We start from the raw sequence: 23,929 nt of genomic DNA, 5'->3' as shown, positions 1-23,929 counted from the left end.
AAAAAACAACTCATGCGCGACGTTTGTCGGTCGGATTCAAACGCTGTACCTCGGCAAAAATCTCGGTGATCGGGCGTCGCGGCTGACGTTTGTGCAGGGCGCGGACCTGTGCGCTCAGGCGCAGAAGTTCTTCGCTCGGCTTCGCCCATTGTTCCTTCGACAGAGGTTCCGACCATTGGCGCATCGCCTCGGGCAACACCAGTTGGCCCTTTTTCTGGAGGCGGCGGATTTCCCATTCGGTCAGGTGGTTGGGAATCGTCCACAGGGTCATGACGTGGTACAGGTACCAGAAAAACCCGGACACTCGACCCCGTTGACCGTCACGGATTTGCTGGTGCAGGCGCGCACGGGCGTTGTGGAAGGTGTGCAGGCCTTCGTGGGGCGGGTCGTTTGGGCCTTGCAGGTCTAGCGGGTCCTGAATGGATTTGAGGTCGTGGATTTCGTATTCCATGTAACCGCGGATGGCTTCCCAGTGGCTGATGGCCAGGGAAAGACCGAAGCAGGGAAACTCGACGCTGGTCAGGGTCTCGCCGTGCTGGAAACCTATGCCCATGCCATATTGGCGGTGGATGCCGTATTGGGTGGCGCCTTGGGCTTCGATGACCCAGGCCGAGAGGGATTCCCAGGGGACGAAAAGGGGTTCGGTGGCGTCTTCGGGCATGAAGCAGACTTCGCGGCGTTGGCGGTTGAAACGGGTGGGGATGATGTGGAGGCGTTTTTTGTGGTTGTGGTGCCACACACCGAGGCCGATGAGCAGCATTAAAAAACCGCCCTGTATGGCTGGTCCGTACGCCTCATTGAATACTCCTTTTATGGCATGAGTAATATCGTCCCAGCCCATGCCGAACAAAAAAAACATGAAGCCGCCAAATAGAGGTATTAAGAATGCAACCGAGAAGGCAACACTGAATGGTCCCCCTAATGTCATCTGCCACATAAAGACTTGCGGTGATCCCAGCCCAAAGTCCATGTACACCTCATTGAGTTCCCCGATATGCGGGCCATGCGGCGGCAGCGGTGTCGGCAATGGCAACGGCGCGAGATAGGTGATCCTTCCGCTGGGAAACGGCTCGACATCGCCGGCTTTGCGGGATTGCTCAAGGTGCGGTGCAGGCAGGGAGCTATCAATCTTGGTGGGCATGGTCGGCCAGCTCCAGCAGATGGGTTTCAACCAGCAACAACGGTGGATGCTCGGTAACGGATTGACGAGGTAACGCAGGGAAATGACCCTTACCGCGCGGGTTGAGGTGAATAACGTCAGTCAGCGATTCCCACACCCCCTTGGCGTTCAAGGTCTGAATACAGACGGCCAGCTCCAGTGTTTCGGAAGCCGGGGTAAATTCGCTGTCAGGATCCACGGGATATTGCAGGCACAGCACCAGCCGATCGGGTCCTGTTTGTACGATGCGCAGGCTGGCTGTGATTTCATCGCTGATAACGTCCTTGCGCTCTCTCGGCGTGCCACGGCTGTGGAGAGGAATGGCAATGCGGTGGGCGCCGATCCCCAGGCGATGAGCCGGTTGTCCACTCAACGGTGGCTGGAAATCGCTGAGCTTGAGCCTTGGCAGCACCAAGTGAATGTCGCTGGGTTTGGCTTTTAGCAGCAAGTTTTTCAGCCACGAATCATGCTCGTTCGGACCCAGTTGCGTATACGGGGCGTTCAGCAAATAGGCCAGATAACGCTGATATTCATCCAGGGCATGGTCGCCGCGATGATCGGTGTCCAAGCTCCAGGGTGTGGTTTTCAGCCATCTATCATGGGCACTGATGTTGTAACGGTTGTACAGCCAGGTTCCGCCCAACTCCAAAATGGTGAACAGGGCACCGGCCAGATTGAACCGGAAGAACACGGTGGACAAACGGGTACCAGCCGCGGCCCAAGCAGCCGTTCTTGCTGCAGCGTTTCTGGCAATCGCTACGCTATACCCCGCGTGTAAGGTATGACCTAAGCCATAGGCATTGACGGTCGTCATGCCGGCCGCGCCCGCTGCAGCGAGCGCTGCACTATTCTGCGCAGCAGCATTCCCACTACGCGTCGCCTGTTGCCAATTCTGCTGTTGGGTATTGAGACTAACCACTGAAGAGATAAAACCGAAGCCGTAGGTGAAAATGCCCAGTCCAACATGCAGCTTGCCCATCTGCACATGCAAATTTTGCAAGGCGTGGTGTTGAAGACCCGCGACGAGCGCAGCGCTACGTGCCTTTAACGCTGTATCGGCGAGACTTTGGGCCGCAGTGAATCCCGCCGCTCCGGTAGCCATCGCTGCATTAAAAAAGGGCATCCAGACTCGCTTGTTCTTGGATTGGTTGGTCAGTTCCCTTATGACCGAAACCAAATTCACCCCCTGCACCAAAAACACCAACAACCCCATCCCCTCGCTCCGAATCAACTTCCCATTCGGCACGCCTTGAACCCCCAACCGAATGTCCTTCAACACACTCCGCACCTCCAACTGCTGCGCCGGCGGAAACACCAGCGTCACCCCCGCCCGAGCCGGCGTCGCGCCGTACAGGCGCGCCGACTGATCCGGCAGCTCCGCAATCGGGCTCAGCGCCCCCGCCAGCCGACCTTCGAGTTGCGTCAACTGCCCGCGCACCCGCACGATCTCGCCCTGCAACTCCACCGCCCGTGGCGTCTTGTGCCCCTGGCGGTTTTTGTTGTGGGTGAGCTGGTTACGTTCACGGGTCAGGGTTTTCAGGTAGTCGCGCTCCCTGAGCAGTTCCTTGAGGTTGGTTTGCAACGCCGCGTGTTCTGCCGGGCTGGCGACAGTAAAGGTCACCCCGGTGGTTTTCGCCGCATCGAGTAGCCGCCCCGACAAGGCTTTGGGCAGACGACTGAACAGCTCGTCTAGGTCGGGGATTTTCTCTGCCGACAGGTCGAACCCTTCCAGCGCCCGGCTCAGGCCCAGGTTCAGCGCCGGGCTGAGACTGTGCTGCGCCGCGTCCGCGACAGCGCGGGTATGCTCGGGCAGGTCGTCGAGGGCCGGCAGGTGCGCTTGTTCGATTTTCTGCAGCTCGCCCAACCAGTGCGGCAGGTTGTTGAACACCCCCATGCCGGCGTTGAACAACGTGGCGTATTGCGCGGCCCGTTCTGGCTGAAGACGCAGGGGCAAGGTGTAGAACAGTGGCCGGGTCAGTTCGGGGTGTTTCTCCAGATAACCGAGGAGGGTTTCGCTGGCGTGGTCACTGCGGCAGATGTCCTTGAGGCAGGCGTATTCGGCGGTGAAGGCCTGGTGGAGTTGCTGTCGATCCTGCGCGTCGTAGTACCAGGCCGAGCGATGGAAGCGACCGGCACATACCATCATCGTACGGTCAGCGGTGATGCGTTCGAGCAAGCGGTTCCAGCGACCAAGGTCGTCACGATGCTGAAACAGCGCCGCGTCCATGGCCGGGCGGTCGATGAAATCATTGACCCCGCGCTTACCACTGAAGCTGGAGCCTTCGAGCACATCCACGATGCGTTTGTTTTGCTCTTGGCCGAGCTTGATCAAGGTATCGAGGTGACGTTCGACGAAATCGTCGGGAGCAACCTTGAAATGTTGGCGAGCGTAGTAACGGCGGTCTGCCTCGTCACTGGCGCGGCTGTGGGCGATGAAGTCGGGTGCGGCGCCCTGGTACTTGGCGAATTTGAACGCTTCGGCATGGGCTTCTTTGCGCAACTGCTCCAGTTCCGGTGGCACCGGTACGCCCGTAGGCTCGACCTTGCCGCCCTTGTTCAGGTAGTCGAGCAAGGCTTTGCGGGTGTGTTCCCGATCCGGTTCGGGCAACTGTTCCAGATCGCCAAAAAGCACCTGGACCGACGGATCGTTGCTGGCCTCGGCCAGGTTGCCGATATCGGCCGGACTGAGCTGGCTCAGGGACTCGATAAAACAGGCCAACAGGTAATCGCGTTCGTTATGGTCGGCATTGCTCCAGTCGTCGACCCAGCCGACCACGGTGTCCTGATATTCGGCCAGATCACGCAATACGCCGAGGTCGTCGTGCACCACAAGGAACAGGGTGTCGTCCTGATAAGCCGGGCGTACCCGCCCGAGAAACTCGCCAATGTGCGCCTCGCGAAAGCGCCGAGGCTGCTCCCACAGATAGGGTTCACGTTCGTGCGCGGGGGCATCGCTGACGTCCACCGTCGGCATTAGAACGGCGTCCGGCGGCGACTCGGTGTCCTGTTCCGCGCGGTCTTGCGCGGCTTGCGCCTGCCGGGCCGGATCGGTCGCAATCTCCGCCAGCCACTGCTTGCCTTGCGCGACCGTCAGCAGATGTTCGCCACCGGTTTGGCAATGCACCGGGCCGAGATCGACGGCCTGCATGAAGTGTTCGCGTTCCTCGCGGCTGTCAGTGACTTGAGCGCATTTGGCCACCGTCCACTGCACTTCGGCGAAGGTCACATGCAGCGTGCTGCGTCTTGAAAACACCAGAGCAGGACGCTCTTCGATGGGCGTGCGCTGATCGTCGGCAACCTTGGCGCCCTTGTGCAGCAAGGCGCTGACCAGTCCGTTAAGTACTTGATACTCGTGCAGATGGCCGGTCACGCTGTCGATGACGTACAACCAGCCATCGCGCAGCATGCGAATGCCCAGCGGGCGGGTCGTCAGGGTATACGGCAGCTTCAGTTCGGCACTCGGGTCGAGGGGCTTTTCCACCAGCCCATAACGCAAGGGCAACAACTGCACATGGGTTTGGCGCAAGGGGCAGGCACCGGGTGAGCCGATGGCGGTTTTGGAGGCGGCGGCCGCCGCGAGGTCGGCAGGGTGTGGCTTGTTCATGGACGACCTCGTTCATTTGCCCATTGGCGGGCCAGGTCAGCGGCCAGTACGATGCGCTCGCCGATGGGTTGCAGGGAGGGGTTATGCAGCAATCGATTGATTTCGGGATGCTGGCCTAGGGGAGATCCGTCCAGCCGGGCCATGACATTGGCGTAATAGAGCAGCCCGGACGGGCATCCAGGCCCAGGGCGCTGGCTTCGGCCTCCAGTTGTTCGAGCATTGGCCAACGTTCAGACACGCTTTCGCCGCGAAGGAGTTCGGGGAAGTGCCTGAGCAGATGAGCGTCGAGTTCGAGCAATACGCGACGCCGATCAGCATGGTCCAGCGCCGAATTCTGTTCTGCGCTCAGGCGATAGGGCGTTAGCAATTCAGGGCACTCGGCCAGCCGGGGTTGGTGCTGTTGCCAATTAACCTCGACACCGTCGGCGGTTACCACACAGGACAGAGGCCCAAACAATCGCTGATCGCCGCTACCGAACAGGATTCGCGCCACGGCGGCGTCTGCCAGGCGCAGCAAGACCGGCAATCCCTCTGGCAACTCAACCGTCAGCAGTTTGCGCAAGTGCTCAGCGACGGCGTGCGCCGAGTCCGGGCTGAACAACAGCACGCTCGATTCCTCGTGTGCGTGCTCCAGATAAAACTGAACGAGTGGCTCGTCAGGTTGTTGAACGGCCACCAACAGCGGTGAGATATCCCGCAGCGCAGTGAACGGCGCACAGTCATACAGCGCGACGGTGGTGGCGCCGGGACTCAGTTGTTTCAAGCGCTCCGGCAAATCACTCAAGGTCGCACCGTCCAGCAACAGGAAAGCCTGTTGCTCGCTCCAGGGCAGGTCTTCAGGCAATGAGGTCAAAAGCTTCATGCTTGAGCGGCCTCGCATATCAGGCAGCGAGAAGCGCGGGTTGAAATCAACGCATGGCGTTGCTGGATCGCATCGAACGTCACTTTCAGCAGGGGCAAGGCTCCCGGCATCAGAGGCTCGGCGGGTAGACCCACGGTCGGGGCGCCGCCCACTAGAATCGGCACACTGCTGAAAATGCCTTCCGGCCCCAGCGTCAGCCAGTGACCGCCAGCCTGGACTGCCAGGCGCGCTCCGCCATCGATGACGACTTGCTGCCCGGCGCCCAGGTGAATTTGGTGGGTGGCATTGAGCAGGTGATTGGTGGTTCGGACGTGGCGGTCGCCGTGAACCAACAGATGATCGTCCTGTTTGAGTTCCGTCAGGCGGTTGCCGTGGGTCAGGTGCTGTTCTTCGCCACGCAGGTCATGGCTGGCGATACCGCCGACCACCACGGTGCGTTGGTTATCGACTTGAATGCGTTCATCATTGAGCACGAGTTGGACAAAATCGCGCTGGGCACGCAGGGCAATTTCCTCGGCGCCTTGTCTGTCCTCGATGCGCAACTCGTTGTAGCCGCCACCACCGGGGCTGCTCTGGCTACGGAAAATGCTGCGGGTGTGCTCAGCCGGCAGATCCAGTGGCACGGGGGTTGAGGCGTTGGGCATACAGCCAAGGACGAAGGGTTTGTCGGGGTCGCCGTCGGTGAATCCCACCAGCACTTCCATGCCGACCCGCGGGATCAGCACGCCGCCATAGCGGTCATGGGCCCAACCGGTAGCGACCCGAAGCCAGCAGCTCGATTGTTCGTTGTGCTGACCCTCTCGGTCCCACGGCAGTTGAACCTTGACCCGACCGTATTCGTCGCAGTAGATCTCTTCGCCGTGCGGGCCTGTGACGATGGCATGCTGGTTGCCCGTTATTCGCGGCTTGGCGTGTTCAAGAGCCGGCCTGAATAGGACGTCCCAAGGTGTCGCGATGAAGTGGTTACGGTAGCCCTGACTGAAACCGTCCTGCGGACTGGCATCGGTGATTGACTCCTCAAGCACTTGGGGTTGCAGGCCAACATGTTCGACTTCAGTCAGAAGCCACAGGCCATTGCGGTCAGCGCGTGGGTGTTCGGTCATGTCGACAAAATGGCCGCTGCGCAGGGCGCTCTGATCGCTGCGCCCTTCGGCTTGCTGGTAATCGGCACGGAGGCGTTCCAGCGCCAGATTGGCCAGATGTTTACCGCGCTCACGATGGGTGAACTGACCTGGGAATCCATAATCCTCAAGGTGCGGCAGCAGCGGGTTTTTAGTCTCGCTGTCGAGTTGCAGGCGCGGTTTCTCGAAGTCGTAATCACGACGGCTGACGTGGGTCGGGCGGGTTTCCAGTCGCAGCTTGAAACGGTCGATCACCGGCGCTCCGGCGACCATGCCACTGCCTGGCCTGTACGCGGTTGACTGGGAGGGTTTCGAGAAGCTGGTTTGATCGTCGCCGAACACCAGCACATGCCCATCGGCGCTGTGCTCAAAATGAAAGTGCAGACCTTCTTCCTCACACAACCTTTGCAGGAAATGCAGTCCGGTTTCGTACTGCACGCAATACAGCCGTGGCCGGTACTCGGCGCTGAGTTGGAAGCGCCAGGCATCGGGCTGCATCCCTTGGCCGTTCAGCACGCTGGCGATGATCTGCGGCACGCTCAGGTGTTGAAAAATACACTGGTTATGGCAGTGGGTGAGGTAGGCGAGCCGGGGCACGAGGGTCATCTGATAACGGGTCAGGCGTTTGCCTGAATCGCCTTGGGCGGCTCCAAAGATCTGCCCGTGAATGCCGGCGCCGTCAGGACCGAAGCTCAGAAAAGCCGAACGATGTAGCAGAGACTCGAGGTCCAGGTCGGGGCGCTCGCTGACCAGTTCGAGTTTGACTTCGTAGGGCTGGTTAAGCGCTTCCTTGGCGCGGAATTTGAGTACCTGAAGGTCGTGGGAAAAACCGTCAATGTCGAGTTTGAAAGCGACCTGCTTGGCATCGCTGAGCATCCACATGTCCCTGTGTCTATTTGTAAGCACGGGACTTTGCGTGGATCTACCAATCGGCGCAGTCAGACGAATCGATATTTAGCGTAGGACGCTTCCGTTAAGCCGAATGGTTGTCGAATATCGTTTTCAAATAGCCGAGCAGCGTTTCATAGAGTGCGTCGACCTCGGCGACCTGCCCCCGAGCCCGCAGACAGCCGTGAACCAACCCGTTCCCGTAATAAAGCGTCGCTGCCACACCTGCTGCGTTCAGTCGCTCGGCGTAGAGCACACCGTCATCGCGCAGCGGGTCGAATTGAGCCACGGCGATCAAGGTCGGCGGCAAACCACTGAAATCCTCGGCGAGCAACGGCATCGCATAGGCACCTGGCTGTCGGGTGCCGCGCAAGTACAAGGCGTGATAACACTCCAGATCGCTGCTGCTGAGCAAGGGAGCATCGATGCATTCACTGCGCGATGGCAATCGCTGATCACCACCCAGCCCCGGATAAATCAGGACCTGCGCAGCCGGCAATGGCTCGCCCGCATCGCGCAACGCCAGACACAACGCCGCCGCCAGGTTGCCACCGGCGCTGTCCCCGGCCACCAGCGTTCGCTCGGGATCGAGCCGCAATGGCCCGGCCCGTAGCGCGCGCCAGACCCCCAGACAATCCTCGAACGCAGCCGGAAACGGATGTTCCGGCGCCAACCGATAATCGACGGCGATCACCAGCACGCCGAGCGTCGACGCCAGTTCGGCGCAGATGAAGTCGTGGGAATCCAGGTCGCCCACCACCCACCCGCCGCCGTGCAGATACACGATGCACGGACAACCGCTGGTCAGTGGCGAAACCGGCGGTTGATACGACCGCACCGGCACGCCCGCCAATTCAAAGTCGACCACATAAAGCCCGGCAGGACGTGGCGGAGTAAACGCCCGACACATCCCGCTGTAGGCCTGACGCAGACCGGTGAGGTTGCTGTCGGTGCTGTTGAAGCTGACGGTTTTCTCGACGAACGCCGTCATCTGTTCGGATAAAGGATAGGCCGCCATCAAGGTTTCAAACTGGCCTGAACGGTTGCCACGCCTTCCTTGCCATCGAAACTGCTGACACCCGCCAGCCAGCGCTGCAAATCTTCCGGATGGTCGCGCAGCCATTGTTTGGCAACTTCCTGAGGTGTCTTGCGCTCCATGATCGGCACCATCAACTGGCTTTCCTGGGCGGCGGTGAAGGTCAGGTTTTCCAGCAGGCGGTTTACGTTCGGACAGCGCTGGGCGTAGTCCGGGGCGGTCACCGTGGAAACGGTTGCGGCGCCCTCGTTCGGGCCGTAAACGTCTTCGCTGCCGGTCAGGTAGGCGATCTTCATGTTGATGTTCATCGGGTGCGGAGTCCAACCGACGAACACCACGAATTCCTTGCGATTCACCGCCCGTTGTACGGCGGCAAGCATGCCGGCCTCACCGGACTCGATCAGCTTGAAGTCCTTCAGGCCAAAGCGATTGGTCTCGATCATGGTTTTGATGGTGGTGTTGGCGCCACTGCCCGGCTCGATGCCGTAGATCTTGCCGCCGAGCTGATCCTTGAATTTGGCGATGTCGGCGAAGGTTTTCAGGCCCGCTTCGGCGACGTACTCAGGTACGGCGAGCGTTGCCTGAGCGTCGGCCAGGCTCGGCTTGTCCATGATTTTCACCTGATTGGCGGCCACGAACGGTGCGATGTTTTTGTCCATCGCCGGTTTCCAGTAACCAAGGTAGATGTCCAGACGCTTGTCGCGGATGCCGGCGAAGATGATTTGCTGCACGGCGCTGGTTTGCTTGCTTTCGTAGCCGAGGCCGTTGAGCAGCACATCGGCCATGCCGCTGGTGGCAATCACGTCGGTCCAGTTGACCACGCCCATGCGCACGGCCTTGCAGGAAACGTCGTCAGCGGCCAGGACACTGGTGCTCAGAAGAGCGGTGCCGCAGAGGATTGAGAGACAGCGGGTGAACAGTCTTTTCATTGGGGAGGTTCTCGTGCGGCAGCGGATTATTATGGGCCCGGTGTCTAGTGCACCGTGCCCAGAACATTACGCAGCGTCGAGAGGTTAAAAGCGAACTGTAGCGACCGTGTTTTGCACGGTGGCGACTGTCCTGATCGATCGTTCCCACGCTCCGCGTGGGAATGCAGCCCGTGACGCTCCGCGTCACTGGACGCGGAGCGTCCCTTGAGGCATTCCCACGCGGGAGCGTGGGAACGATCAGTTACCGGTAGTGTTTCTCGCCCCAAGCCAACAGTCCTTGCAGCAATTCCTTGAGCACCACCTGGGTCGGTGCCGCCAGATCCGAGCGATAGCGGAACGGCTCGAACTCTTCCATATAGGTGCACTGCCCCAACTCCAGTTGCACCGCATGGATGTTCTCGGCCGGATTGCCATAATGGCGAGTGATGTGGCCGCCCTTGAAGCGACCGTTCAGCACATGGCTGTAATCGCCGTGGCGTGCGCAGATAGCTTCTAGCTGACCGGCCAACTGTGGATCGCAACTGGCGCCGTTGAAGGTGCCCAGATTGAAGTCCGGCAGTTTGCCGTCGAACAGGTGCGGGATCACCGAGCGGATCGAGTGCGCATCGAACAGCAGTGCGTAGCCAAACTCGGCTTTCAGTCGCGCCAGCTCGTTTTGCAAGGTGCTGTGATACGGCGTCCAGACCTGCTCCAGGTAAGTCGCTCGTTCCGCCGCTGACGGCTCCATGCCCTCACGGAACAACGGAATGCCGTCGAACAGCGTCGCCGGGTACAGGCCGGTGGTGGCGCCGACATACAAAGGCTTGTCGTCAGACGGTCGATTCAGGTCGATGACAAAACGCGAGTACTCGGCGGCCAAGGTGCTGGCGCCCAGCTCGGCAGCAAATTCATAGAGCTGCGGGATATGCCAGTCAGTGTCCGGCAGGCTTTTCGCGTCGGGGATCAACCCGGCTTCGACCGTCGGGGTCAGGCGCAGGCCGGCGTGGGGCATGCTGATCAGCAACGGCACGCGGCCTTGTTTGAAGTTCAGAACCTTATCCACAACTGTTCTCCTAAATGCTCACTTCAACGCCGTGACGCACGACGCGTTTTTCCAGGTCACCGCCCAGCCAGTACGACAGATCGGCCGGACGATCGATTTGCCAGGCGACGAAATCCGCGACCTTGCCGACTTCCAGCGAGCCGTGAGTCGCGGCCATGCCCAACGCGGTAGCGGCATGAATCGTTGCACCGGCCAGCGCTTCTTCCGGGGTCATGCGGAAACAGGTGCACGCCATGTTCAGCATCAAGCGCAACGACAGCCCCGGTGAGGTGCCAGGATTGAGGTCGCTGGCGATGGCGATTTTCACCCCGTGTTTGCGCAAGGCGTCCATCGGCGGCAACTGGGTCTCGCGCAGAAAGTAGAAGGCGCCGGGCAGCAACACCGCGACGGTGCCGGACTTGGCCATGGCGATGGCGTCGTCTTCGGTCATGAATTCCAGGTGATCGGCCGACAGTGCGTGGTAACGCGCCGCCAGACTCGAACCGTGCAACGACGACAACTGCTCGGCGTGCAGCTTCACCGGCAAGCCGAGTTGTTGTGCAGTGACGAATACGCGCTCGACCTGCGCCGGCGAGAACGCCAGGTATTCGCAGAACGCATCCACCGCATCCACCAGACCTTCGGCGGCCAGGGCGGGAAGCATCTCGGCGCAGATGTGGTCGATGTAGTCGTCGGCGCGATCCGCGTATTCCGGCGGCAAGGCGTGGGCGGCAAGGCACGTGCTGCGCACGCTGACCGGCAGTTCGGCGCCGAGACGGCGAATCACCCGCAGGATCTTGCGTTCGCTGGCCAGGTCGAGACCGTAGCCGGATTTCATCTCGACCGTGGTCACGCCGTCACGCATCAGGCTCTTCAGGCGTTTGGCGGCGCTGGCGAACAGTTCGTCTTCGGTGGCCGCGCGGGTGGCGCGTACGGTGCTGGCAATGCCACCACCGGCCGCTGCGATTTCGGCATAGCTGACGCCTTGCAGGCGCTGTTCGAATTCATCGCTGCGGTTACCGCCGAACACCGTGTGGGTGTGGCAGTCGATCAGGCCCGGTGTAACCCAAGCCCCTTTTAAATCATTGACGGCCGGGTATTCGCCCGCCGGCAGTTCAGCGCGTGGGCCGATCCACTCAATGTGCGCACCGGACGTCACGATGGCCGCATCCTCGATGATCGAGTAGACGCCTTGCGCCATGGTTGCGACGTGGCAGTGTTGCCAGAGAGTTTTCATCCGTGGCCTCCGTTAGGTTATCGATGAGAAAAAGAAGGTTCCTGCTCCACCGGCACTGCCTTCCCTGCCGCCGGTTTCACCCACGTCAGGTAGGCCAGCACCAGCAACACAATCCAGACCACGCCGACGATCAGAGCTGCCTGGGTGTCCGGGAAATAGCCCAGCACGCCGAAGATGAACAGCATGAAGGCAATCGCCGCCATCGGCGCATAGGGCCAGAACGGCACCGGGAATTTCAACTGTGCGACCTGTTCGCTACTCATGGAACGACGCATGGCCACTTGGGTGAACAGAATCATCAACCAGACCCACACCGTGGCAAAGGTCGCGACGGAGGCGATTAACAGAAAGACGTTTTCCGGAATCAGGTAGTTCAGCAACACGCCCAGCAGCAGCGCACCGCTCATCACCACCACCGTCAGCCACGGCACGCCATTGCGCGACAACCGGGCAAAGCCCTTGGGCGCATGCCCTTGTTGGGCCAGACCGTACATCATTCGGCCAGCGCCGAAGATGTCGCTGTTGATCGCCGATATCGCCGCCGAAATCACCACGATATTAAGAATAGTTGCCGCCGAACTGATCCCCAGATTGTCGAAAATCTGCACAAACGGGCTGCCCTGGCTGCCGATCTGCTGCCATGGAAAGATCGACATCAGCACGAACATGGTCAGCACGTAGAACAGCAAAATACGCAGCGGTACGGCATTGATCGCCCGGGGCAGCACGTGCTGCGGGTCTTTGGCTTCACCGGCCGTCACGCCGATGATTTCAATGCCGCCGAACGCAAACATCACCACCGCGAACGAAGCAATCAGGCCGCCCACGCCATTGGGCATGAAGCCGCCATGGCTCCAGAGATTGCTGATGTCGGTCGCCTGGGCGCCGGGCGCAGTGCTGATGCCGAACAGCATGATGCCGAAGCCACCCAGGATCATCGCGACGATGGCCGCGACCTTGAGCAGCGACAGCCAGAACTCCATTTCACCGAAGACTTTGACGTTGCACAGGTTCAAGCCGCCGACCACCGAAACGATGCCTAGCACCCAGATCCAACGGGCGACTTCCGGAAACCAGAATCCCATATAAATGCCGAACGCGGTGACGTCGGCCATACCGACGATGACCATTTCAAACGCGTAGGTCCAACCGAGGATGAAGCCCGCCATCGGCCCAAGATAGGTGCTGGCGTACTGGCCGAACGAGCCGGCCACCGGGTTGTGCACCGCCATCTCACCGAGGGCGCGCATGACCACGAACACCGCCGCGCCACCGATCAGGTAAGCGAGCAGTACCGCAGGACCGGCCATTTGAATGGCCGAGGCAGAACCGTAAAACAGCCCGGTGCCGATCGCCGACCCCAGTGCCATGAAGCGAATATGTCGGGCAGAGAGCCCGCGTTTGAGTCCTTTTGATTGCTGTTGCATTGCTCGTCCCTAATTATTTTTATTGGCGACATGATCGTTCCCACGCTCCGCGTGGGAATGCCTCTGGGGACGCTCCGCGTCCAGTGACGCGGAGCGTCACGGGCTGCATTCCCACGCAGAGCGTGGGAACGATCATCAGAGAAGGAGCCGTTACAGGCTAGGCAGCAACTTCGCCGGTACCAGCGCGTTCAGGCAGCGGGTCGCCAACAACTCGCTCGCTGCGTTAATGTCCGGTGCAAAGAAACGATCCTTCTCATAGAACGGCACTTGCGCACGCAGAATCGCCCGGGCTTCTTCCAGTTTCGAAGAAGTTTTCAACCCTTCACGCAGATCCAGACCCTGGACCGCCGCCAACCATTCCACCGCGAGAACACCGCGAGTGTTTTCGGCCATTTCCCACAGCCGCTTACCGGCAGCCGGGGCCATGGACACGTGGTCTTCCTGGTTCGCCGACGTCGGCAGGCTGTCCACCGAATGCGGATGGGACAGTGCCTTGTTCTCGCTGGCCAGTGCCGCCGCGGTCACTTGGGCGATCATGAAGCCGGAGTTCACGCCGCCATTGGCCACCAGGAACGGCGGCAGTTGCGACATGTGCTTGTCCATCATCAGCGAGATACGACGCTCGCTCAGGGAGCCGATTTCAGCGATGGCCAGGGCCATGTTGTCAGCGGCCATGGCCACCGGTTCGGCGTGAAAGTTACCGCCGGAGATCACGTCGCCTTCAGCGGCGAAGACCAGCGGGTTGTCCGAAACGGCGTTGGCTTCAATGGCGAGCACTTCAGCGGCTTGACGGAACTGGGTCAGGCAGGCGCCCATGACTTGCGGCTGGCAGCGCAGGGAGTACGGGTCCTGAACCTTTTCGCAGTTCTGGTGCGAGTCGGACACTTCGCTGCGCTCACCCAGCAAATCGCGGTAAGCGGCAGCGGCGTCGATTTGGCCTTTCTGACCGCGAGCGGCATGGATCCGTGCGTCGAACGGCGAGCGCGAGCCCAACACGGCTTCGACGGTCAGGGCGCCAAGCGCCACAGCGCCAGCGAACAGGTCTTCACCTTCGAACAGACCACGCAGCGCGTAAGCGGTGGAAACCTGGGTGCCGTTGAGCAGCGCCAGACCTTCTTTCGCCGCCAGGGTCAGCGGGGTCAGACCGGCGACTTTCAGCGCTTCAGTCGCTTCCATCCATTCGCCTTTGTAGCGAGCTTTGCCTTCACCCAGCAACACCAACGACATGTGGGCCAAAGGCGCCAGGTCGCCGGATGCACCGACCGAACCTTTCAATGGAATATGCGGGTAAACCTCGGCATTGATCAGGGCGATCAGGGCGTCGATGACCTTACGACGAATGCCGGAGAAACCACGGCTCAGGCTGTTGACCTTGAGCACCATGACCAGTCGAACCAGCGCGTCGCTGATCGGCTCACCGACACCGGCGGCGTGGGACAGCACCAGCGAGCGCTGCAGGTTCTCCAGGTCTTCGCTGGCGATACGGGTCGAAGCCAGCAGGCCGAAACCGGTGTTGATGCCATAAGCGGTGCGGTTCTCGGCGAGGATCTGTTCCACGCAGGCAACGCTGGCTTCGATCTGGGCTGAGGCGCTGTTGTCGAGGGTGATTTTGACCGGCTGCTGATAGATATCACGCAGTTGGGCAAGGCTCAGTTGGCCGGGAATCAAATTAAGCACAGTCACTTTTATTCTCCTTTTGAGAGTTTTCTTCTTTTGTTAAGAAGAGTACTAACCAGACGCTCCGGAGATGTCCGTTGTCCGTCGCTTCCCGTCTTTTGGCGGGCTGCGCCTTGGCACGCTGGTGTTTTGTGGAAATCAGTTCAGGTTAGGTAAAGCGTTGTGCAGCAAAATCGGGTCTTTCAACACACCGGCAGCGGCGGCGATGTCCGGTGCCAGCCAGCGGTCCTGGTCGTAGGCCGGGACCCGCTCGCGCAACAGACGCCAGGCCGTATCGGTGCCGGCGCCGAAACGTTGTTCCTTGAGAAATTCAAACGCCTGGGCCGCCAGCAGGTACTCAATCGCGAGGATCTGCGTGCAGTTTTCCAGGGCGCGATGCAGCTTCAGCGCGGCGTTGGTGCCCATGCTCAAGTGGTCTTCCTGCAGGCCCGAGGTGACGTAGTTGTCGAGCACTGCCGGTTGCGCCAACTGACGGTTTTCCGCGCACAGCGAAGCGGCGACGTATTGGACGATCATCATTCCGGAATTGACCCCCGGGTTAGCCACGAGGAATGCCGGCAAACCGCTGACATGCGGGTTGATCAAGCGGTCCAGGCGACGCTCGGCGATGGAGCCGATTTCCGCCATGGCAATCGCCAGCAAATCTGCGGCCAATGCCACTGACTGGCCGTGCGGGTTGGCCTGGGACATGATGCGGAAATTGTCCGGCGTACCCAGCAGCAACGGATTATCGGTGCAGCCGTTGAGTTCGGTTTCGATCTGTTGAGTCGCGTGCGCCAGTTGATCTCGTGCAGCACCGTGGACTTGCGGAATAGAACGGATGCTCAGCGCATCCTGCGTGCGGATGCCTATGCTCGAAGCAATCACTTCACTGCCATCCAGCAACGCCCGCAGATTGGTGCCAACCTGCTGCATGCCCGGATGCGGCTTGAGCGCGATGATCTCGGCGTCGAACGCGGCAATCTGGCCACGCTGGGCCTCGAAGCTCATGGCGCCGATCACGTCAGCCCATTGCAGCAGGCGCGTGGCATCAGCAATCGCCAGACAGCTGAGGCCGGTCATGCACGGCGTACCGTTGACCAGGCACAGGCCGTCTTTGGCGCCAAGCTGAACCGGTTGCAAACCTTCTTCGGCCAGAGCTTGTTGCGCAGAAACGATCTGCCCGCGATAGCTGACATTGCCGACGCCCAGCAACGCGATGCCGATGTGCGCCATGTGGGTCAGGTAACCGACCGAACCCTGGGACGGCACTTGCGGGGTGATGCCGCGATTGAGCAGCGCCAACAGGGCTTCGACCACCCGGCGGTGAATGCCGGATTTGCCTTGGCTGTAATTGAGGATTGCCGCACACATGATCGCGCGGGTCTGCTCGTCGGCCAATGGAGCGCCAACGCCACAGGCGTGGCTGAGCAAGGTGTTGCGCGAGAGTTGGCTGAGTTGCTCGTCTTTCAACGAGACATTGCACAAGGCACCAAGGCCGGTGTTGACGCCATAGGCGCGCTCGCCGCTGGCGACGATACGCTGGACGATGGCCTGGGCATTCTCGATCCGCGCCCAGGCCTGTGGCGACAGCTCAAGCTGTGCGCCATGGCGGGCTACGGCGACCACATCCTGCCAACGCAGGTGGTCGCCTGCGATAACGATTTTTTCAGCCTGGGACATCTGGAGCCTCATACCAATTCTGTTTTGATCGTTCCCACGCTCTGCGTGGGAATGCCGCCTGGGACGCTCTGCGTCCCGTTGTCAGCGCAAGGTCCAAGCCCTGCGAATGTGACGCGGAACGTCACGGGATGCATTCCCACGCAGAGCGTGGGAACGATCATCACCTCAAACCACCGCAGCCCGCCGCTGAACGAACCGATCCACATACTCATCCGCCGGCGAATGCAGGATCTCTCGCGGCGTACCCACCTGAATCAGGCGCCCGTCCTTGAGAATCGCAATCCGGTTACCAATCCGCACCGCCTCATCAAGGTCGTGGGTGATGAAGACGATGGTCTTGTGCAGGGTCTTCTGCAGTTCCAGCAACTGGTCCTGCATCTCTGCGCGAATCAGCGGGTCGAGCGCACTGAAGGCTTCGTCCATCAGGATGATGTCGGTGTCCGCCGCCAGTGCGCGAGCCAGGCCCACACGCTGGCGCATGCCGCCGGAAAGCTGATGCGGGTATTTGTTTTCGTAGCCTTTCAGGCCTACGGTGTTGATCCAGTGCAAGGCTCGCTCGGCGCACATTTGCTTGGTCTCGCCACGCACTTTCAGGCCGTAGGCGACGTTATCCACCACGGTCTTGTGCGGCAGCAGGCCAAAGCTCTGGAACACCATGCTGATCTTGTGCCGACGAAATTCGCGCAGGGCTTCCATGTCGTATTGCAGGATGTCCACGCCATCCACCAGGATCGCGCCGCTGGTCGGGTCGATCAGGCGATTGAAGTGGCGCACCAGAGTGGACTTGCCGGAGCCCGACAGGCCCATGATCACGAAGATCTCGCCAGTAGCGATGCTCAGGGACAAGTCGTTCACGCCGACCACGCAGCCGGTTTCGGCCAGCACCTGATCCTTGGTTTTGCCCTGGCCAATCATGGCCAGCGCTTCCTTGGAACGGTTGCCGAAAATCTTGAAGACGTTTTTGACTTCGATTTTGCTGACGGCTTCGTTGTTCATTTGCTCACCTCATGCCGTGGCCGACCGTACGCTTGAGTAATGCGGTCGATAACCACCGCCAGAATCACGATCGCCAGACCGGCCTCAAGACCACGTCCGACGTTGAGGGTCTGAATCCCCACCAACACGTCTTCACCCAAGCCACGGGCACCGATCATCGAGGCAATCACGACCATCGACAGGGCCATCATGGTCGTCTGGTTGATCCCGGCCATGATGCTCGGCAGGGCCAGCGGAAGTTGCACGCCAAACAGTTGCTGCCAGCGGTTGGCACCGAAGGCATTGATCGCTTCCATCACTTCACCGTCGACTTGGCGAATACCCAGATCGGTCAAGCGGATCAGTGGTGGCGCGGCGTAGATCACGGTGGCGAAAATCGCCGGAACCTTGCCCAGACCGAACAGCATCAGCACCGGGATCAGGTACACGAAACTCGGCATGGTCTGCATGATGTCCAGCAACGGCATCAGCACCGAACGCAGACGATTGCTGCGCGCCGAGAGAATGCCCAGAGGGATGCCGATCAGCACCGAAATGACCGTCGCGACCATCATCAGCGCCAGCGTCTGCATCAGCTTGTCCCAGAGGCCAACCGCGCCTACCAGGAACAGCAAACCGACGATCACGGCGGTGGTCACGACTTTGCGGGTCGCGTGCCAGGCAACGCCCGCCACGATCGCCAGCATCAGCCACCAGGGCGCCGCACGCAGCAGGCCTTCAAGATTGACGATGGCCCACAACAGGGTGTCGGAGATGCTGCGGAACACGTCGCCGTAGTTGGTGACCAGCGAATCGACCCAACTGTTGACCCAGTCGGCGATGGAAAAGGTAAAGCTTTCGGGAAACATAAGAGACTCTCAATCAAGGGGTTGCGATCAAGCATCCGACTGCCGCTCAGGGCAGTCGGAGAGGCTCAACCTACAAGGCCGCGTCGATCTTTTTGGCTGCGTCTTCGCTCACCCATGCATGCCAGACTTCAGGATGTTCCTTGAGGAAGATTTTCGCCAGTTTTGGTGACTCGATCCGCTCTTTGGCCATACGCCCGAGATTCTGGTTGAGCAGGTCGATTGGCAGGTTGACCTTTTCCAGCACAGCCACCAGTTCCGGGGCTTGCTCGTGGAAGGTCTTGGACAGGCCGACCTTGATGGTCACGCGCTTGTCCACGCCTGGCTTCTCTTCGAGTTTAACCAGGTCCACCTGGCCCATCAGCGGGGTTGGCGACCAGTAGTAGAACAGGATCGGCTCGCCACGTTTGTAGCTCGACAGCACGGCGGCATCCAGCGCCGGGCCGGTGCCTGGGCGGAAGTTGGTGTAGGTGCTTTCCAGGCCGTAGCTTTTGAGCATTTCGCTGTTGTCCAGTTCACAGGTCCAGCCGGCCGGGCAGTTGTAGAAACGGCCCTTGGATGGCTCTTCCTGATCCTTGAACACGGCGGCGTACTTGGCCAGGTCGGCGATGTTTTTCAGGTCCGGCGCCTTGGGTTCCAGCTTGCGCTTGGCGTCGCCTTCGATCACGTAGCGCGGCACGTACCAGCCTTCGATCGCGCCAACGACCGGAGCGCCGACACCGACCACCTTGCCGGCCTTCTCGGCCTTGTTCCAGACCTCGCTGCGTCCGACCCACTCTTCGGCGAACACTTGAATGTCGTTGCTGCTCAGGGCGTTTTCCATGGTGATGGAGTTGCCTGGCAGGCTGTCGACCTTGCAGTCGTAACCTTTCTCCAGCACGACCTGCATCACGTCGGTCAACAGCATGCCGCTTTCCCAGTTCAGGCCGGCGAATTTCACCGGTTTGCCCGACTCGCACCAACCGGCTGCCTGAGTAGCGCCGGCACTGGCCAGCAGGCCCATGGAAAGCAATGTGGTCAGCAGGGTCTTGTTCGATTTCATTGTGTGACGCTCCTAATCATGAATTGGCTTACGGCAGTCAAGAGGCATCCAGCCCTGTCCACGTCCAATCAGGCCTGCGCCGCAGCGCGACCGGCCCCGCTTTTTTTAGGTTGTACAACGCCGTCCTGCTCGACCGGCAGAATCAGTTGATCGGGTACGGCGCCATGCCATTTTTTTGCGCACACGTAATACAGGGCTGCGGGAAGCACCAGACCGATGATCCAGGAAATATCCACACCACCCAGGGCGTCTACCAGCGGACCGGTATAGAACTTGGTGGAGATGAACGGCAGTTGCACCAGTACACCGAAGACATAGACGCTGATACCGAGGGGGTTCCAACGGCCGTAGCGACCGTTCGGATCGGCCAACGCCGGCACGTCATAGCGCTCGCGGGTGATGCAGTAGTAGTCCACCAGGTTGATCGCGCTCCATGGCGTAAAGAACGCCAGCAAGAACAGGATGAACGACTTGAACGCACCGAGGAACGAGTGCTGACCGAGCAGCGCGATCAGGGTCGCAGTACCGACGATGACCAGCACGAAAACCAGACGCTGCAAGCGCGTGACCTGCAGGTGACCACGGAAACCGCTGATGATGGTCGCGATGCACATGAAGCTGCCGTAGGAATTCAGCGTGGAGATGGTGACCTTGCCGAACGCGATGCTGAAGTACAGCAGCGCAGCGGTGGCACCGGTACCGCCCAAACCAACGATGTAGGCTACTTCGTGGCCGGCGAATTGCCCATTGGCCGTGGCGGCGGCAAACACGCCGAGGATCATCGCCACCTGTGCGCCAATGACCGAACCCGCGCCAGCGGCGAAAAACGTTTTCACCGAGGAAATCTTACTTGGCAGGTAGCGTGAATAGTCAGCCACGTAAGGGCCGAAGGCGATCTGCCAGGACGCCGCGAGCGACACCGAGAGCAGGAAACTGCTCCAGCTGAAGTGGCGGATTTGCAGCAGTGCGCCAATGTCAGTCTGGCTCATCAGGCGACTGAACAGGTAAACAAAGGCAATCACACCAATAACGCTGGCGACACGGCCAATGAAATGGATCACCCGATAACCGAGCACCGTGACCAGCACGATGACACTGGCGAAGATGAGAATACCGACGCTGTCGCTGACGCCAAGCAACTGGCCCAGCGCCTGACCGGAAAGCACAGTTCCCGTTGCGGTGAAGCCGAGGTACATCAAACAGACCAGCACGATCGGGATGGCCGCGCCATAAACCCCGAACTGTACCCGGCTGGAGATCATCTGCGGCAGGCCAAGCTTGGGCCCTTGCGCGGCATGCAGCGCCATGACACCGCCGCCGAGCAATTGACCGATCAGCAAACCGATCAACGACCAGAACACATCGCCACCGAGTACCACCGCCAATGCACCGGTGACAATCGCAGTGATTTGCAGGTTGGCACCCAACCACAGGGTGAATTGGCTCAACAGACGACCGTGTCTCTCCGCTTCCGGGATGTAGTCGATCGAACGTTTCTCGATCAACGGTTTACTGCCTGCACGATCGTTGTTAACAGCCATGATTCAACCTCTGTGGATTGTTATTAAGGTTTACTCGACCTCTGTAGCAGCTGCCGCAGGCTGCGTCGGGTTGCGAAGCGACCCCGGCATTCCAAAGTGGAACGAAGGTCCTTCGGCCCTTAACGCAGGCTCCGCCAGCTGCTACATGGCTTACTTACCGGTAATCATCGGCAGGTTCAGCCCCTGTTCCTTGGCGCAGTCGATAGCGATCTGGTAGCCCGCATCGGCGTGACGCATGACACCGGTGGCCGGATCGTTGTGCAGTACGCGAGCGATACGCTCGGCCGCTTCGTCAGTACCGTCGCAGACAATCACCATGCCCGAGTGCTGGGAGAAGCCCATGCCGACGCCGCCGCCGTGGTGCAGGGAAACCCAGGTCGCGCCGCTCGCGGTGTTGAGCAGCGCGTTGAGCAGTGGCCAGTCGGACACGGCATCGGAACCGTCCTGCATGGATTCGGTTTCGCGGTTTGGGCTGGCGACAGAACCGGAGTCCAGGTGGTCGCGACCGATCACGATTGGCGCGGACAATTCACCGCTGCGCACCATTTCGTTGAACGCCAGACCGAGCTTGGCGCGCAGGCCCAGGCCAACCCAGCAGATACGTGCCGGCAGACCCTGGAAGCTGATGCGCTCGCGTGCCATGTCCAGCCAGTTGTGCAGATGGGCGTCGTCCGGGATCAGTTCTTTTACTTTGGCGTCGGTTTTGTAGATGTCCTGTGGATCGCCCGACAGTGCAGCCCAACGGAATGGACCGATGCCGCGGCAGAACAGCGGACGGATGTAAGCCGGTACGAAGCCTGGGAAGTCGAATGCGTTTTCCACGCCTTCTTCTTGCGCCATCTGACGGATGTTGTTGCCGTAGTCGAAGGTCGGAATACCCATTTTCTGGAAGTCGAGCATCGCTTTAACGTGCACGGCCATCGATTGCTTGGCGGCTTTCACGACAGCGGCAGGTTCGGTCTTGGCGCGAGCGCGGTATTCGTCCCAGGTCCAGCCGGCTGGCAGGTAACCGTTGAGCGGGTCGTGGGCGCTGGTCTGGTCGGTGACCATGTCCGGGCGCACGCCGCGCTTGACCAGTTCTGGAAGGATTTCAGCCGCGTTGCCGAGCAGGGCGATGGAAATCGCTTTTCCTTCCTTGGTGTATTTGGCGATGCGGGCCAGCGCGTCGTCGAGGTCGGAGGCTTGCTCATCGACATAACGGCTGTTCAAACGGAAATCGATACTGACCTGCTGGCATTCGATGTTCAGCGAGCAAGCGCCGGCCAGGGTGGCGGCCAGTGGTTGAGCGCCGCCCATGCCACCGAGGCCTGCGGTCAGGACCCAACGACCTTTCAGGTCATCGTTGTAGTGTTGGCGACCGGCTTCGACGAAGGTTTCGTAGGTGCCTTGAACGATGCCCTGGCTGCCGATGTAGATCCAGCTGCCAGCGGTCATCTGGCCGTACATGGCCAGGCCTTTGGCGTCGAGTTCGTTGAAGTGTTCCCAGCTCGCCCAGTGTGGCACCAGGTTGGAGTTGGCAATCAGTACGCGCGGGGCGTTGCTGTGGGTCTTGAACACGCCGACCGGCTTGCCGGATTGCACCAGCAGGGTCTCGTCGTCATTCAGGTTGGTCAGGCTTTCGACGATCTTGTCGTAGCATTCCCAGTTACGCGCCGCACGACCGATACCACCGTAAACCACCAGTTCTTTAGGGTTCTCGGCGACTTCCGGGTCGAGGTTGTTCATCAGCATGCGCAGCGGCGCTTCGGTCAGCCAGCTCTTGGCGGTCAGCTTGTTACCGCGGGCAGCGCGGATTTCGACATTGCGGTATTTAGTAGGTTTCTGGGTATTGTCAGTCACGAAAAAGACTCCTCAGCGATCAATCCAAACCAACCCTGGCGGTGGGCAGCCAGCTTGTGCGCATCGTTGCGCCACAAGCGAATCAGTTGACGCTGCGAGGAGTCTCGATTGACTCATACGCATACGTCTTTACTTGTACATACAAGCATATGCAATCAAGCGGCCAACTTGTTGGATGGCTGTTCAAGAAAAGTTTTGAAAGGGCTGGAAAGCGCATGGATCAAGGGTTTTGGCAAAGATGAAATTTTTCGGGGGGATTTTGCGAGAGGGGTTACAGCTGTTACTTGAGCGGGGGTTTGCGCCACGCTGGGGCGTTCGGTAACAAGTTGGTGCGCATTTGGGAACGGATTTGCTCGGTGAAAAAGCTTCGCGGGCAAGCCTCGCTCCTACAGGTTTTGCGTCGATCACCAATAGTTGGATCGACATCAATCCTGTAGGAGCGAGGCTTGCCCGCGAAAGGGATTTTGAATCAGCGTGTGATCAGCTCAATCACACAGCACGAGCCGTTAATGGAGACTTCCAAAAGCCCGGTATTACCGTCAAGTTGCAGGCAATCATGGCGGCCCAGTTGCGAGGCACTGTTACCGACCTGCACTTCAAGCTCGTCGGTGATACTGAACACGAGCACAGTGCCCGCCGAGCTGAAAAAACGCTGCTCGCCGTCCAGCCACTGCAACCGCGCGCGGTAACGCTGCGGCGCATAGATCAGGTTGAAATCGCGAATCGGCCCACCGAGTAATGTGCAGGTAACGTGGCTCTCGCCGCTGAAGGCGAACGGATCAAGCGATAACAGCGCCCGCGTCACCTGACCGTCGACCGACAAGGTCATGCCGTCGCCTTGCAACACCGTGATGATCCGCTCATAACCGGCGAACGTGGAAAACCCGCCCGATTCGCCGATATCGGCAATCGACAGACGCCAGCCGAAACCGTCAAGGCCAGTGCCTGCATCACGGGTGATCTCTTCAGTGCTGCCGCCGCCGTTTTTCCACGGCATGCGCGGGTAATCTTTTGCGCGTAGAACCTTTACTTGACTCATTTAT

Annotated in this window: 17 protein-coding genes; all 17 read right to left on the bottom strand. The window is 60.1% G+C overall.

Annotated elements, in window-relative coordinates; translation table 11 throughout:
* Positions 1–10: 10 nt before the first annotated feature.
* Positions 11–1,141 carry a hypothetical protein gene (locus tag ACYZT3_RS02770; protein ID WP_462031463.1) on the bottom strand — a complete coding sequence of 377 codons (1,131 nt, stop codon included), beginning with the start codon at positions 1,139–1,141 and terminating at the stop codon, positions 11–13.
* Positions 1,125–4,763 (bottom strand): toxin VasX, encoded by a 3,639-nt coding sequence (locus tag ACYZT3_RS02765; protein ID WP_462031462.1) that lies wholly within the window; start codon positions 4,761–4,763, stop codon positions 1,125–1,127. The genes ACYZT3_RS02770 and ACYZT3_RS02765 overlap by 17 nt, the downstream gene beginning before the upstream one ends.
* Before the next feature lie 115 nt (positions 4,764–4,878).
* The gene (locus tag ACYZT3_RS02760) at positions 4,879–5,625 is read right to left on the bottom strand and encodes a DUF4123 domain-containing protein (protein WP_462031461.1); all 747 of its coding nucleotides are present in this window, start codon (positions 5,623–5,625) and stop codon (positions 4,879–4,881) included.
* A complete protein-coding gene (locus ACYZT3_RS02755) occupies positions 5,622–7,622 on the bottom strand; it encodes a type VI secretion system Vgr family protein (protein ID WP_462031460.1) in 2,001 nt (666 codons plus the stop codon). Before ACYZT3_RS02755 ends, ACYZT3_RS02760 begins: the two co-directional genes overlap by 4 nt.
* Positions 7,623–7,719: 97 nt before the next feature.
* Complete coding sequence (locus ACYZT3_RS02750) at positions 7,720–8,652, bottom strand: alpha/beta hydrolase (protein WP_462031459.1); 933 nt, start codon at positions 8,650–8,652, stop codon at positions 7,720–7,722.
* Positions 8,652–9,599 (bottom strand): choline ABC transporter substrate-binding protein, encoded by a 948-nt coding sequence (locus tag ACYZT3_RS02745; protein WP_282377300.1) that lies wholly within the window; start codon positions 9,597–9,599, stop codon positions 8,652–8,654. Before ACYZT3_RS02745 ends, ACYZT3_RS02750 begins: the two co-directional genes overlap by 1 nt.
* A 241-nt stretch (positions 9,600–9,840) precedes the next feature.
* Positions 9,841–10,641, bottom strand: a complete 801-nt coding sequence (gene hutG, locus ACYZT3_RS02740; protein ID WP_462031458.1) for an N-formylglutamate deformylase — start codon at positions 10,639–10,641, stop codon at positions 9,841–9,843.
* Positions 10,642–10,651: 10 nt separating this feature from the next.
* Positions 10,652–11,857, bottom strand: a complete 1,206-nt coding sequence (gene hutI, locus ACYZT3_RS02735; RefSeq protein WP_462031457.1) for an imidazolonepropionase — start codon at positions 11,855–11,857, stop codon at positions 10,652–10,654.
* Positions 11,858–11,874: 17 nt separating this feature from the next.
* Complete coding sequence (locus ACYZT3_RS02730) at positions 11,875–13,284, bottom strand: amino acid permease (protein WP_462031456.1); 1,410 nt, start codon at positions 13,282–13,284, stop codon at positions 11,875–11,877.
* Between the two features lie 150 nt (positions 13,285–13,434).
* A complete protein-coding gene (hutH, locus tag ACYZT3_RS02725; protein ID WP_282377305.1) occupies positions 13,435–14,967 on the bottom strand; it encodes a histidine ammonia-lyase in 1,533 nt (510 codons plus the stop codon).
* Positions 14,968–15,099: 132 nt separating this feature from the next.
* Positions 15,100–16,623, bottom strand: a complete 1,524-nt coding sequence (gene hutH, locus ACYZT3_RS02720) for a histidine ammonia-lyase (protein ID WP_462031455.1) — start codon at positions 16,621–16,623, stop codon at positions 15,100–15,102.
* Between the two features lie 165 nt (positions 16,624–16,788).
* Positions 16,789–17,619: a quaternary amine ABC transporter ATP-binding protein gene (locus ACYZT3_RS02715; RefSeq protein ID WP_462031454.1), complete on the bottom strand. Its 831-nt coding sequence runs from the start codon at positions 17,617–17,619 to the stop codon at positions 16,789–16,791.
* Complete coding sequence (locus ACYZT3_RS02710; protein WP_074872803.1) at positions 17,616–18,467, bottom strand: ABC transporter permease; 852 nt, start codon at positions 18,465–18,467, stop codon at positions 17,616–17,618. Before ACYZT3_RS02710 ends, ACYZT3_RS02715 begins: the two co-directional genes overlap by 4 nt.
* A gap of 70 nt (positions 18,468–18,537) precedes the next feature.
* Complete coding sequence (locus ACYZT3_RS02705; protein WP_282377308.1) at positions 18,538–19,506, bottom strand: ABC transporter substrate-binding protein; 969 nt, start codon at positions 19,504–19,506, stop codon at positions 18,538–18,540.
* A gap of 68 nt (positions 19,507–19,574) precedes the next feature.
* On the bottom strand, positions 19,575–21,047 hold the full coding sequence (locus tag ACYZT3_RS02700; RefSeq protein WP_462031453.1) for a purine-cytosine permease family protein: 1,473 nt from the start codon (positions 21,045–21,047) through the stop codon (positions 19,575–19,577).
* 150 nt (positions 21,048–21,197) lie between these two features.
* Positions 21,198–22,886 carry a urocanate hydratase gene (hutU, locus tag ACYZT3_RS02695; protein WP_462031452.1) on the bottom strand — a complete coding sequence of 563 codons (1,689 nt, stop codon included), beginning with the start codon at positions 22,884–22,886 and terminating at the stop codon, positions 21,198–21,200.
* Positions 22,887–23,355: 469 nt separating this feature from the next.
* Positions 23,356–23,925: a HutD/Ves family protein gene (locus tag ACYZT3_RS02690; RefSeq protein WP_282377310.1), complete on the bottom strand. Its 570-nt coding sequence runs from the start codon at positions 23,923–23,925 to the stop codon at positions 23,356–23,358.
* Between the last annotated feature and the right edge of the window lie 4 nt (positions 23,926–23,929).

This window comes from Pseudomonas sp. MDT1-16 (genome assembly GCF_054898115.1).
Note: the sequence above shows the minus strand (reverse complement) of the source record. Positions and strands in the feature narration are given on the sequence as shown.

Bases quoted from the DNA above. Each gene is read 5' to 3' on its own strand.
- ACYZT3_RS02770 (WP_462031463.1), bottom strand. From the start codon at position 1,141: ATGCCCACCAAGATTGATAGCTCCCTGCCTGCACCGCACCTTGAGCAA.
- ACYZT3_RS02765 (WP_462031462.1), bottom strand. From the start codon at position 4,763: ATGAACAAGCCACACCCTGCCGACCTCGCGGCGGCCGCCGCCTCCAAA.
- ACYZT3_RS02760 (WP_462031461.1), bottom strand. From the start codon at position 5,625: ATGAAGCTTTTGACCTCATTGCCTGAAGACCTGCCCTGGAGCGAGCAA.
- ACYZT3_RS02755 (WP_462031460.1), bottom strand. From the start codon at position 7,622: ATGCTCAGCGATGCCAAGCAGGTCGCTTTCAAACTCGACATTGACGGT.
- ACYZT3_RS02750 (WP_462031459.1), bottom strand. From the start codon at position 8,652: ATGGCGGCCTATCCTTTATCCGAACAGATGACGGCGTTCGTCGAGAAA.
- ACYZT3_RS02745 (WP_282377300.1), bottom strand. From the start codon at position 9,599: ATGAAAAGACTGTTCACCCGCTGTCTCTCAATCCTCTGCGGCACCGCT.
- hutI (WP_462031457.1), bottom strand. From the start codon at position 11,857: ATGAAAACTCTCTGGCAACACTGCCACGTCGCAACCATGGCGCAAGGC.
- ACYZT3_RS02730 (WP_462031456.1), bottom strand. From the start codon at position 13,284: ATGCAACAGCAATCAAAAGGACTCAAACGCGGGCTCTCTGCCCGACAT.
- hutH (WP_462031455.1), bottom strand. From the start codon at position 16,623: ATGTCCCAGGCTGAAAAAATCGTTATCGCAGGCGACCACCTGCGTTGG.
- ACYZT3_RS02715 (WP_462031454.1), bottom strand. From the start codon at position 17,619: ATGAACAACGAAGCCGTCAGCAAAATCGAAGTCAAAAACGTCTTCAAG.
- ACYZT3_RS02710 (WP_074872803.1), bottom strand. From the start codon at position 18,467: ATGTTTCCCGAAAGCTTTACCTTTTCCATCGCCGACTGGGTCAACAGT.
- ACYZT3_RS02705 (WP_282377308.1), bottom strand. From the start codon at position 19,506: ATGAAATCGAACAAGACCCTGCTGACCACATTGCTTTCCATGGGCCTG.
- ACYZT3_RS02700 (WP_462031453.1), bottom strand. From the start codon at position 21,047: ATGGCTGTTAACAACGATCGTGCAGGCAGTAAACCGTTGATCGAGAAA.
- ACYZT3_RS02690 (WP_282377310.1), bottom strand. From the start codon at position 23,925: ATGAGTCAAGTAAAGGTTCTACGCGCAAAAGATTACCCGCGCATGCCG.